Raw genomic sequence first — 12013 nt, forward strand, 5'->3', positions numbered from 1 at the left:
GGCGCGACGAGAGCCAGGCGAGCGCCGGCCCGTGGGAAGGCGCTGCAAAGATTGAGGTCAGCACTTTATCCCGGCCAAGTCCGGGCGGCCTCATTTCGTTGCACGAGGGTGACAAAGCGCCAGCCCGCCCGGACGGCGTCGTCCATCGGGCTCGAACCGATGGCGGCATGATGAACGACCGCTCGCCCGGCGGCTTCGCCGCGATTGCGGGCGGGCCTGCGCCCGGCACCCACACTTGGAGACCTGAGAAATGACCCTCTTCACCCCGCTCGAACAGCTCCTCGGCGACCGCCTCTCGACCAGCGACGCCATCCGCGAGCAGAACGCGCGCAACGAGGCGCATTTCCCCCTCGCCCTGCCCGACGCCGTGGCCTTCCCCGAGACCACCGAGGAGGTCGCCGCCATCGTCCGCTTCTGCGCCGAGACCGGCACGCCGATCACCCCTTTCGGCACCGGCACCTCGCTCGAGGGGCAGCACCTGGCCGTGCAGGGCGGCATCAGCCTCGACTTCTCGCGCATGAAGAAGGTGCTGGAGGTCAATGCCGAGGATCTCAACGTGGTGGTTCAGCCCGGAGTCACCCGCACCGAGTTGAACGAGGAACTGCGGGCCACCGGGCTCTTTTTCCCCATCGACCCCGGTGCCGATGCCTCGCTTGGCGGTATGGCGGCCACCCGCGCCTCGGGCACCACTGCGGTGCGCTACGGCACCCTGCGCGAGAACGTGCTGGCGCTCGAGGCGGTGATGTCCGACGGCAGCATCATCCGCACCGGCACCAAGGCGCGCAAGAGCTCGGCGGGCTATGACCTGACGCACCTGCTGGTCGGCAGCGAGGGCACGCTCGGCATCATCACCGAGCTGACGCTGAAACTGCACGGGATGCCCGAGGGCATCGCCTCGGCCACCTGCCGCTTCCCCTCGGTCGAGGACGCGGTGAACTGCGTGATCCTGACCATCCAGTCCGGCCTGCCGATGGCGCGGATCGAGCTGGTGGACGAGATGATGGTGCGCGGTTTCAACATCCACGCGGGCTCCGACCTGCCGGAGCAACCGCATCTCTTCGTCGAGTTCCACGGCAGCCCGTCGGGCGTCGCCGAACAGTCCGAGAGCTTTCGCGAGATCGCCGAGGACTTCGGCATGGAGGCCTGGGCCGAGGCCAATACCACCGAGGCCCGCAACGCCCTGTGGAAGATGCGCCACGCCGCGCATTTCGCCTCCGCCGCGCTGCGCCCCGGCGCGCAGTACGGCACACTGGCGACGGATGTCTGCGTGCCGATCTCGCAGCTCGCCGAGGCGGTGCTGCAGGCGCAGGCCGACGCCCGCGCCGCGGGTCTGGTCAGCACCATCGTCGGCCATGTCGGCGACGGCAACTTCCACTGCGCCGCGCGCTTCGATCCGAACGACCCCGCCGAGGTCGAGGCCGTGCACGCCTTTGCCGGCAAGCTCAACGAGACCGCGCTGCGGCTCAGCGGCACGGTGACCGGAGAGCACGGCATCGGCATCGGCAAGCAAAAGTACATGAAAGCCGAGCACGGCCCCGCGCTGGACTGGATGCGGCGGATCAAGACGGCCTTTGATCCGCAGGGCATCCTGAACCCGGGCAAGCTGCTGCCGCCCGCGGACTGACGGTCCGCCCCCACACCCGAGATACAAGACTGAAGACGGAGGAGACCCCCATGCTGCCGCAGAGCAACCCCACCCCCGAGGCGCTTCTTGTTGGCCGCGTCTGGCGCCCCGGCGTCGGCCCGGCTCTGGTCGCCCTGCGCGGCGAGATGCTGGTGGACATCACCAGCAAGGCGCTGCCGACCATGCGCGACCTGATGGAAAGCGACGACCCCGCTGCGACACTGCGCGCCGCCACCGGCGAGGAGATCGGCACGCTCGCGGACCTCACCGCAGGCTCGGCCGAGGGCGCGGGGGACGACGTGCTGCACCTGCTGGCCCCCTGCGATCTGCAGGCGGTGAAAGCCTCCGGCGTCACCTTCGCGCAGTCGATGGTCGAGCGGGTGATCGAGGAACAGGCCGCGGGCGATCCCGACGCCGCCGAGGCGATCCGCGCCAAGGTGAAATCCATCATCGGCGACTCGCTCTCCGGCATCGAGCCAGGCTCCGAGAAGGCGATGGAGGTGAAGCGCGTGCTGCAGCAGGAAGGCATGTGGTCGCAATACCTCGAGGTTGGCATCGGCCCCGATGCCGAGGTCTTCACCAAGTCGCAGCCGATGGCGGCGGTGGGCTGGGGCGCCACGGTCGGCCTGCACCCGATCAGCAAGTGGAACAACCCCGAGCCCGAGATCGTTCTGGCGATCAACTCGCGCGGCGACATCCTCGGCGCGACTTTGGGCAATGACGTCAACCTGCGCGACGTCGAGGGCCGCTCGGCGCTGCTGCTCGGCAAGGCCAAGGACAACAACGCCTCCTGCGCCATCGGCCCGTTCCTCCGCCTCTTCGACGAGGACTACACGCTCGACGACGTGCGCAAGGCGGAACTGACGATGACGGTAACCGGCGAGGACGGCTTCGTGCTCAATGGCGCGTCGTCGATGAGCCAGATCAGCCGCGACCCGGCCTCGATCGTGGCGCAGACCATAGGCCGCCATCACCAGTATCCCGATGGCTTTCTTTTGTTCCTCGGCACGCTCTTTGCGCCCACCGAGGACCGCGATGCCCCCGGTCAGGGGTTTACACATCACGTCGGAGACGTTGTAAGCATTTCCGAACCCGCGCTCGGCGCGCTGCAGAACACCGTCCGGCTCTCCACCGAGGCCCCGGAATGGACCTTCGGCACCGGGGCGCTGATGCGTAACCTTGCCCGGAGAAATCTTCTGTGACCGCTTTCCTCGCCCTCGGAGAATGCATGGTGGAACTGTCGCAGGCCGGAGACGGCCTCTACAAGCGCGGCTTCGCCGGCGACACGTTCAACACTGCATGGTACGCCCGCCGCCTGCTTCCGGAGGAGTGGACGGTCAGCTACGGCACCTGCGTGGGCGAGGACGCTGTGAGCAGCGAGATGCTCGACTTCATCTCGGGCGAAGGCGTGGATGTCTCGACCATCCGGCGCATCCCCGACCGCACCGTCGGGCTCTACATGATCTCGCTCGACAACGGCGAGCGCAGCTTCTCCTACTGGCGCGGTCAGTCGGCGGCAAAGCTGATGGCCGACGACCTGAGCTGGCTCGACGGCATCCTCAAGGGCCGCGAGATGATCCATTTCTCGGGCATCACCCTGGCGATCCTGCCGCCGAAGCAGCGCGAGGCGTTTTGCGGCGCGCTCTCCCGCGCCCGCTCGAAGGGGGCGATCGTGTCGTTCGACACCAACCTGCGCCCGCGCCTGTGGGAGAGCACCGAGGCGATGCGCGCCGGCCTGACCATGGGCGCGCGCACCGCCGACATCGTGCTGCCGAGCTTCGACGAGGAGGAAGAGCTCTTCGGCGACGCCAACCCCTCCGAGACCATCGAACGCTACCGCAAGGGCGGCGCCGACATGGTGGCGGTGAAACAGGGCGGCGCCGCGCTGCACCTGTGGCAGCGCGAGGCCGGGCAGCACGAGATTGCCGCCGAGACCGTCGAAACGGTCGTCGACACAACCGCCGCGGGCGATAGCTTTGCCGCCGGGCTGCTCGCCGGGCTGGCGCAGGGCAAGTCGCCGCAGGACGCCGCTGCCGAGGCCATGCGTCTCGCCGCCAAGGTGATCCAGGCGCGCGGCGCGCTGGTGCCCTCGATCTTCGGCTGAGCCGCGCGCGGGCGGCTTGGCCCGCCCGCCACAATCTGCCGCGACGACAGGGGGCGTTGCGGCAGAGGGGCGATCGGTTCTTGTTGACCTCGACCGGTCTCCGGGACTTAGGCTTTTCACGACCGCCCCGCCTGACTTTCCCCAAGGACGCCACGTGACCGCTCCTGCCGCCAGCCCCCTGCGCCGCTTCATCCTCGCCAGCGGCATGACCAACCTCGCCGACGGCGTGGCCGTGGTGGTCTGGGCCTGGCTGGCGACGCTGCTGACCCGCGATCCGCTGCTGGTCACGCTGATGCCGATCACCCTGCGGCTGCCGTGGTTCCTGTTTGCCCTGCCCGCCGGGGTGGTCACCGACCGGGTGGACCGGCGGCGGCTGATCCTCGCCATGGACGTGGTGCGGGCCTGCGCCTTTGCCCTGGCCGCCCTCACCATATGGCGGGCCCTGCCCCTCGCCCCCGCGCCGGACACGGGCACCGCCAGCCCCGGCCTCTTCACGGCGCTGCTCGGCTGCGCGCTGCTCGTGGGCACCGCCGAGGTGTTCCGCGACAGCGCCGCGCAGACCATGCTGCCCGCCATCGTGCCGCACGACCAGCTCGAGCGCGCCAACGGTCGGCTGTGGAGCGTCGAGATGGTCGGCAATGCGCTGCTCGGGCCGGCAGTCGGCGCGTTCCTCATCGCCTCGGTGGTCTGGCTGCCCTTCGCGCTGAACGCGCTGTGCTTCCTGCTCGCCGTGGGTCTGATGCATTCGCTGAAGGGCCAATTCACCCCCCGCCGGACCGGCGGGCGCGACTGGAAGAGAGAGCTCGGCGACGGGCTCGCCTTCCTGCGCGGCTCGGCCTTGCTGCGGCTCCTGGCGGTGATCACCGGCGTGTGGAACCTGCTGCACCAGATGGTCGTCATCGCGCTGGTGCTGCACGTGCAGGAGAACCTCGGCCTCGGCGCCTCGGGCTACGGGCTGATCCTCGCCGCGGGGGCGCTCGGCGGGGTGCTGGGCGGCTTCTGCGCCGAGCGCATCGTGCGCAAGCTGGGCAATGGCCCCTCGGCGCAATGGATGACGCTGGCCTCGGCGCTGGCCTTCGCCGCGCTGCCGCTGGCGCCGAACGGCTGGGCGGTGGCGGCGGTGCTCGCCGCCTTCGAGTTCTGCGGGCTGGTGTGGAACACGGTCTCGGTCTCCTACCGCCAGCGCCACGTGCCCGACGCGATCCTCGGGCGGGTCAACGCCACCTACCGGCTCTTCGCCTGGGGGATGATGCCGATCGGGCTGCTGCTCTCGGGCCTGGTGATCCGCGGCGCCGAGGCCCTGATGCCGCGCGGTGTGGCGCTGCAGATGCCCTTCTTGGCGGCGGCGGCCGGGGTGATCGTGCTGACCGCCTGGGCCTGGCGGCGGCTCGACGCGGGCTTTGCCGACGCCGGCGCGACGGGCACCGGTTCGGCCTGAATGAAACGGCCCCCGCCACGGGCAGGGGCCAAATCTCTTCGAAGAGACTTGCAACGTCCTTCGACGGACGTTGCGCCTCGGCTCTCCCGGCTCAGTTCACCGGGGTCAGCAGATCCTTGCCGGCGAGGAAGGCCGCGATATTGTCGCGCTGAAGCTGCCCCATGGCGGCGCGCGTTTCCTTGGTGGCCGAGGCCTGGTGCGGCTGCAGCACCGCGTTCTCCAATGTCAGGAAGCGCGCATCCGGGTTGGGCTCGTTGAGGAACACATCGAGGCCCGCGCCGGCGATCTTGCCCTGCTGCAGCGCCTCGATCAGCGCCTCCTCGTCAACCGTGGTGCCGCGCGAGATGTTGATCAGCACGCCGGTCGGACCCAGCGCCTCGATCACCTCCTTCGACACGTAGCCCTCGGTGGCCGGGCCTCCGACGAGGGCGATCACCAGGAAATCCACCTCGCGCGCCAGCGACACGGGATCGGCGTGGAAGGTCCAGCCCGGCGTCTCCTTCTCGGAGCGCGCGTGGTAGTGCATCTCCATCTTGAAGGCCGCGAGACGGTCGGCGATCTCGCGCCCGATCCGGCCCATGCCGAGGATGCCCGCCTTCTGCCCGCTCATCTTGCGCTGCAACGGGTGCGCCCCCTCCTTGCCCCAGGCGCCGGAGCGCACCCGCGCCTCGGCGCCGCGCATGTCGCGGCAGTAGTCGAGCAGCATGGCCACGGCGAGGTCGGCCACGTCGTCGTTCAGCACGTCGGGCGTGTTGGTCACCTTGATGGCGCGCGCCGAGGCGTCCGTGACGTTGATCGCGTCATAGCCGACGCCGAAGTTGGCGATCAGGCCGAGGCCCGGGAAGGCGTCCATCTGCGCGCCCGCGAAGGGGGCGTGGCCGTAGAAGGCGATGGCCTTCACGCCCTTGCGGGTGTCCGCGTCCAGCGCCTGCGCGGCGTCGAGGCTTTCCACGTGGGTCCAGCCCAGCTCGGCCAGAGGCTCGCGGCTCATCTGGTCGGGCTTGCCCACTGCCAGTACGTCCGTCATCTCGATGATCCTTTCAGCTCAAACCAGCGCCGCGCGCAGGGGGGCGAGCCAGCCGAGGCCCGCCGCCGTATCCCCGCCGCGCGGCTTGTATTCCGCGCCCACCGGCGCCGCCCATCCGACCTCGGCAAAGGAGGCCAGCAGGCGTTCGAAGCAGATCTCGCCGCCATCGGGCTCGCCACGATCCGGCACCGCGGCGATCTGCACGTGGCCGATCATCGGCAGATGCGCCTTGAACCGCGCGGTCAGATCCCCCTGCATGATCTGCGTGTGATAGCAGTCGAACATGATGCGCAGGTTGTCGCGCCCCATCGCCGCGACGATCTCGGCGGCATGCTCGACACGGGACAGGTGATAGCCCGCCACGTCGCGATGGTTGATCGGCTCGATCAGCACCCCCATGCCCGCCGCGCCCGCGAGATCGCAGGCCAGCGCGAGCGTCTCGCGGTAGGTCGCCTCGGCCTCCGCGCCGCCATCGGTGCGGCCCGCCATCACGTGCACGTTCCGCGCCCCGATCGCCTCGCCATAGGCGACCGCCTGGCGCACCGCCGCGGCGGCGTCCTCGCGCCGCTCCAGCAGCGCGGCGAGCCCGAAATCGCCCGCGGCCACGTCGCCCGGCACGGTGTTGAGCCCGAGCATGTCAAAGCCGGTCTCGTCGAGCGCCGCCTTCATCTCCTCGGGCGGCACGTCATAGGGGAAATGGCACTCCACCGCGTCGAAGCCGTCGCGCGCCGCGGCGCGGATGCGCTCGGGCAGCGGCAACTCGGTGTAGAGAAAGCCGATATTGGCCGAAAACTTCATGTCTCAATCCCAGTCCACGTCGAATTTCGTGACCACCTGCTGCACCTGCCCGGAGGTGAGCATGCGCGGCCTGTGCCCCTGCAGCAGCAGCGCGAGCTTGGCGGTCTCCTCCAGTTCTTCCATCGCGTAGACGGCGGCCTCGAGGTCCTTGCCCGCCACCACCGGGCCATGGTTGGCCAGCACCACCGCCGAGCGCTTGCCCGCCAGCCCGCGCACCGCGTCGCCCATGGCCGGATCGCCCGGCACGAAGAACGGCAGCAACCGCACCTTGCCGAGCCGCATCACCGCATAGGCCGTGAGCGGCGGCAGAAGGTTGTCGGGATCGATGTCGGGCATCATCGACCAGGCCACCGCGTGGCTCGAATGCAGGTGCACCACCGCCCCGGTCTTGCCGCGCGTCTCGTAGAAGGCGCTGTGCAGCGGCATCTCCTTGGTCGGCTTGTCGCCATCGATGAGGATCCCGGCCGCATCGAAGCGCGAAAGCCGCGCCGGATCGAGGCTGCCGAAGCTCGAGCCGGTGGGCGACACCAGCAGCCCACCATCCTCGGTGCGCGCCGAAATATTGCCCGAAGCACCGCCGGTGAGGCCGCGTTGGAACATCGACGCGGCCATCTCGCAGATCTGCTCGCGCAGCTTGCTCTCGCTCATGCCCCCTGCTCCATCACGCGGGCGGCCTTGGCAAAGAAGTCCTCGGCCCCGAAGTTGCCGGACTTCAGCGCCAGCACCATGTCGCCCGCGCGCATGACCGGCACGCCGGGGTCGATCTCCGGCCCGATCTCCAGCGCCTCGGGCGCCAGCGCCTCGACCACCGCGCCCGAGGTCTCGCCCCCGGCGCTGATGATGCGCTTCACACCCTTGGCGGCCAGCGCGGCCGCGGTCTTGGCAAAGAGCCCCTCCAGCGCGGCGGCGACCGTCTCGCGGCCATGCCTTTGCTGCGCCTCGGCCACGGTGGCGGGCTCGGCCGAGGAATAGATCAGCGGCAGCCCGTCCTGCGCCAGCGCCCACTCGGCAAGCGTGTCGGCCTCGAGCCCCGCCAGCGCCTCCTCCGCGGTGACCTCGCGCTTCGGTCCCGCGTGGGCGGCGACCTGCGCACGCGTGGCGTTCGAGCAGGAGCCCGAAAGGGCGACCACCTGACCGCCCTGCCCCGTCCAAGCGCCAGCCTTGCCGGACAGCGCGAAATTGCCCGGAAGGCCGAGCGCGATGCCCGAACCGCCGGTGAGCAGCTTGGTCCCCTCGAGGGCCCTGCCCCAGGTCAGCAAGTCCTCGTCGCGGATCGCGTCGGCGATGACGAAGCCGCGGCCCGCCTCCGCCTCGGACGCCAGCGTCGCGCGGATCGCCTCGGCCCCCTGCCAGACGGTGCCGGCGGGCACATGGCCGACGCCGCGCGAGACCTGCGCGGCGAGCACGCGGCGCAGGTCGGGGTCTTTCATCGGCGTCAGGGGATGGTTCTCCATGCCCGACTCCGACAGCAGGTGATCCTGTACGAAGAGGTGGCCCTGGTAGATCGTCCGCCCCGTCGCCGGGAAGGCCGGGCAGAAGATGACGCTCTCGGTCCCCAGCGCGTCGGCCAGCGCCTCGGCGACGGGGCCGATATTGCCCTCCGCGGTGGAATCGAAAGTCGAGCAATACTTGAAGAGAAACTGCTCGCACCCCTGCGCCTTCAGCCACTCCAGCGCTTCCAGGGACAGCTTCACCGCCTCGGCGGCGGGAATGGAGCGCGACTTCAGCGCCACCACCCCGGCCTCGACCTCCGGCGCGGCGTCGGTCTTCGGCACGCCGACGTATTGCACCGTGCGCATGCCCTGCTTGACCAGCGTGTTGCCGAGATCGCTCGAGCCGGTGAAATCGTCGCCGATACAACCCAGCAGCATCAGTCGTCTCCCGGCAATGCGAGGCCCGCCGCGCGGGCATAGACCTTGATCACCGCGGCGTCGTCGATCAGCCCGTCTCCCGCCACGGCGGCGGCCTTGAACTGGGTCAGCGCGGCCTCGGTCATCGGCACCGGCAGCTGCGCCTCGCCGGCGATGCCGCCGACGATGCCCAGATCCTTGGGCCAGATGTTCACCGCCGAGCGCGGCGTGTAGTCGCCCTCCACGACGTGAGGGCCGCGGTTCTCGAACATCCAGCTGGTGCCGGCGGAGGCCGAGATCACCTCGACGATGCGCGCCGGGTCGAGCCCCTGGCTGATGCCGAGCGCCATTGCCTCGCCCATGGCCGCGATATGCACGCCTGCGAGCAATTGGTTCACCGCCTTCATCGCGCTGCCCGCCCCGGCCTCGTCTCCCAGCCGGTGCACGGTGGCGGCCATGGCGTCGAGCGCTGGCTGCGCGGCGGCGAAGGCCTCCGGCGTGCCCGAGGCCATGATCGAGAGCTGCCCCTGCGCGGCCTTGATCGCGCCGCCGGAGATCGGCGCATCGAGGTAATGCAGCCCCTCGGCCGAGGCGAGGCCGGCGAATTCGCGCGCCTGGCTCGGCGCGATGGTGGCGCAGGAGATGATCGCCGCACCCTCTGCCAGATGCTCGGCCGCGCCGCCGGAGCCGAAGAGCACCTCGCGCGTCTGCGCCGCGTTGAGCACCACGCAGACCAGCACCGAGCTCGCGCCCAGCGCCTCTGCGAGGCTGCCCGGCGCGCCCCCCTCGGCCTCGAAGGCCGCCGTCCGCTCGCTCGAGATATCCAATCCGTGCACCACATGCCCGGCGCGCAGCAGCGACTGCGCCATGCCCATGCCCATCGAGCCGAGCCCGATCACCGTGATCTCTGCCAAAGTGCTCCTCCCGCAAAATGGTATACCAAATGAGGATGGAGCCTGTGAGTGGGAGAGTCAATGCGGGTGGTTGCGGTAACGTGGCAGGTGGCCCGGTCCCATGCTGCGCGCCGGGCAGGTCACGCGGACCGCGACGCGCTCCGCTCCCGCGCCGAAGGCTCGGCAAACCGCATGGAGCAGCGCTCCGTTAGCGAGGGGCGCTGCCCCTCGCGCTCCCCGGCGTATTTGGAAAGAGAAGAAGGGGACGACCGCTGCGAGCGGCCGACATGGAAAAGCCGCGCTTGACGGGCGGCGCGGCTCTTGCAGGTTTCCGGCGAAGCGACCCTCAGGCGCGGTGGGCGCCGTCGGCGAGGGATTTCACGAAGGCGAGCACCTCGGAGACCGGCTTGCCCTCGGCCATGGCGCCGACGATGGCCGAGCCGACGACGCAGCCGTCGGCGACCGAGGCGATGCTCTCGGCGGTCTCGGGGGTGCGGATGCCGAAGCCGACGATGACCGGCAGATCTGTGCCCGCCTTGATCCGCGCGACCTCGGGGCCGACGTCGGTGGCCTGCGCCGCGGCTGCGCCGGTGATGCCGGTGATCGAGACGTAGTAGACGAAGCCCGAGGTGTTCTGCAGCACCTTGGGCAGGCGCTTGTCGTCGGTGGTCGGCGTGGCGAGGCGGATGAAGTTGAGACCCGCCTTCTGCGCCGGGATGCAGAGTTCCTCGTCCTCTTCGGGCGGCAGGTCGACGATGATCAGACCGTCGATGCCGGCCTCGCGCGCCTCTTCGAGGAAGGCGTCCACGCCGTGGCTGTAGATCGGGTTGTAGTAGCCCATCAGCACGATCGGCGTGGTGTCGTCCGCATCGCGGAAGTCACGCACCATCTGCAGCGTGCGGTTCAGCGTCATGCCCGCCTCGAGCGCGCGCTGGCCGGCGAGCTGGATGGTCTCGCCATCGGCCATCGGGTCGGTGAAGGGCAGGCCCAGCTCGATCACGTCGACACCGGCCCCCGGCAGGCCGCGCACCAGCTCGAGCGAGCGGTCGTAATCGGGGTCCCCGGCCATCACGTAGGCGACGAAGCCCTTCTTTCCCTCGGCCTTCAGGGCGGCGAACTTGGCGTCGATGCGGGTCATGGCGGTCTTTCCCTTCAGAGGCGCGTCACAGGCTGGTCAACGGCGGAAGGCGCGACGCCTTCCAGAATGTCGCGAAACCTGTGCCGGATACCCGGGGGAAAATCAATGGGGTGAAAATCGATGGCCGCTCTGGACCTTCGCGGCTTTGGGTTGAATGCTGTGCCCGAGGAGAGAAGGAGGACGACATGCGCATTCTGTTCACCGGCGGCAGCGGCAAGGCCGGGCGGCACGTGGTGCGGCACCTTGCAGACGCCGGGCACCGCATCCTGAACGCGGACCTTGCGCCGCTCGGACACCCCGGCGTGCACGACCTGATCACCGACCTGACCGACCCGGGGCAGGTCTGGAGCGCGATGACCTCACTCGCGAGCTTCGACGAGCTCGATGGCGGCGGCGCGCAGCCTGCGTTCGACGCGGTGGTGCATTTCGGCGCCCTTGCCCGCATACTGATCAAGCCCGACTGCGAGACCTACCGGGTCAACACGATCTCGACCTACAACATGCTGGAAGCCGCGGCGAAGCTGCGCATTCCCAAGGTGGTCTTCGCCAGTTCCGAGACGACCTACGGCATCTGCTTCGCGCGGGGCGAGCGCAAGCCCGAGTATCTGCCGATCGACGAGGAACACCCGGTCGTCCCCGAGGACGCCTATGCGCTGTCGAAGGTGTCCAACGAGGTGACCGCGCGCGGCATCCAGCGGCGCAGCGGGCAGGACATCTACGGGCTGCGCATCTCCAACGTCTGCGAGATCGAAGACTACCACCGCGATTTCCCCGCCTACGCCGACGATCCCGCGCCGCGGCTGCGCAATATCTTCGGCTATATCGACGTGCGCGACCTGGCGCAGATGGTCAGCCGCTGCCTCGAGACGGACGGGCTCGGCTTCCAGCTTTTCAACGTTGCCAATGACGACCTCGCCGTACCGCAGGACAACGCGGAGATCCGCGCACGCTTCTACGACGACGTGCCGGTGAAAAGCCCGATGCAGCCGCGGCAGGCCTTCTACAGCAACGCCAAGGCGCGGCAGATGCTCGGGTTTTCACCGCAGTACGACTGGCGCAGCGCGCTCGGAAGCTGAGCGGCGGCCGGGATTTGACAGGTATCAAGGTGCGGCGCAGGCTGGGGGTCCAGTCTGCTCGCAGA

The 12013-nt window shown here is 69.5% G+C and carries 11 protein-coding genes; 5 read left to right on the forward strand and 6 right to left on the reverse strand.

Annotation, left to right across the window (positions count from 1 at the left end; translation table 11 throughout):
- Positions 1–250: 250 nt before the first annotated feature.
- The 4 genes from LC039_RS11760 to LC039_RS11775 all read left to right on the forward strand — a co-directional run bounded on the left by LC039_RS11760 (position 251) and on the right by LC039_RS11775 (position 5166).
- Positions 251–1624: an FAD-binding oxidoreductase gene (locus LC039_RS11760; RefSeq protein ID WP_226624384.1), complete on the forward strand. Its 1374-nt coding sequence runs from the start codon at positions 251–253 to the stop codon at positions 1622–1624.
- Between the two features lie 50 nt (positions 1625–1674).
- Positions 1675–2826, forward strand: a complete 1152-nt coding sequence (locus tag LC039_RS11765; RefSeq protein WP_226624386.1) for a fumarylacetoacetate hydrolase family protein — start codon at positions 1675–1677, stop codon at positions 2824–2826.
- Positions 2823–3728, forward strand: coding sequence for a sugar kinase (locus LC039_RS11770; protein ID WP_226624388.1), 906 nt, complete (start codon positions 2823–2825; stop codon positions 3726–3728). The genes LC039_RS11765 and LC039_RS11770 overlap by 4 nt, the downstream gene beginning before the upstream one ends.
- A 154-nt stretch (positions 3729–3882) precedes the next feature.
- The gene (locus LC039_RS11775; protein WP_226624389.1) at positions 3883–5166 is read left to right on the forward strand and encodes an MFS transporter; all 1284 of its coding nucleotides are present in this window, start codon (positions 3883–3885) and stop codon (positions 5164–5166) included.
- Positions 5167–5257: 91 nt separating this feature from the next.
- On the opposite strand, the gene LC039_RS11780 is transcribed toward LC039_RS11775, so the two are convergent.
- The 6 genes from LC039_RS11780 to trpA form a co-directional block, all read right to left on the reverse strand.
- Positions 5258–6193, reverse strand: a complete 936-nt coding sequence (locus LC039_RS11780) for a 2-hydroxyacid dehydrogenase (protein WP_226624390.1) — start codon at positions 6191–6193, stop codon at positions 5258–5260.
- A gap of 18 nt (positions 6194–6211) precedes the next feature.
- The gene (locus LC039_RS11785) at positions 6212–6991 is read right to left on the reverse strand and encodes a hydroxypyruvate isomerase family protein (RefSeq protein WP_226624391.1); all 780 of its coding nucleotides are present in this window, start codon (positions 6989–6991) and stop codon (positions 6212–6214) included.
- Between the two features lie 3 nt (positions 6992–6994).
- Complete coding sequence (gene otnC / locus LC039_RS11790; RefSeq protein WP_226624396.1) at positions 6995–7639, reverse strand: 3-oxo-tetronate 4-phosphate decarboxylase; 645 nt, start codon at positions 7637–7639, stop codon at positions 6995–6997.
- Positions 7636–8862 (reverse strand): 3-oxo-tetronate kinase, encoded by a 1227-nt coding sequence (gene otnK, locus LC039_RS11795; protein WP_226624398.1) that lies wholly within the window; start codon positions 8860–8862, stop codon positions 7636–7638. The genes otnC and otnK overlap by 4 nt, the downstream gene beginning before the upstream one ends.
- Positions 8862–9755 (reverse strand): L-threonate dehydrogenase, encoded by an 894-nt coding sequence (ltnD, locus tag LC039_RS11800; protein ID WP_226624402.1) that lies wholly within the window; start codon positions 9753–9755, stop codon positions 8862–8864. The genes otnK and ltnD overlap by 1 nt, the downstream gene beginning before the upstream one ends.
- Before the next feature lie 325 nt (positions 9756–10080).
- On the reverse strand, positions 10081–10872 hold the full coding sequence (gene trpA, locus LC039_RS11805; protein ID WP_226624403.1) for a tryptophan synthase subunit alpha: 792 nt from the start codon (positions 10870–10872) through the stop codon (positions 10081–10083).
- A 185-nt stretch (positions 10873–11057) separates the two neighbouring features.
- Between trpA and LC039_RS11810 the strand changes: the two genes are divergently transcribed.
- Entirely contained in the window at positions 11058–11948 is an 891-nt protein-coding gene (locus LC039_RS11810) for an NAD-dependent epimerase/dehydratase family protein (RefSeq protein WP_226624405.1), read from the forward strand.
- Positions 11949–12013 lie beyond the last annotated feature (65 nt).

The sequence above is a fragment of the Alloyangia pacifica genome (assembly GCF_020524285.1).
Classification (GTDB): domain Bacteria; phylum Pseudomonadota; class Alphaproteobacteria; order Rhodobacterales; family Rhodobacteraceae; genus Salipiger; species Salipiger pacificus_B.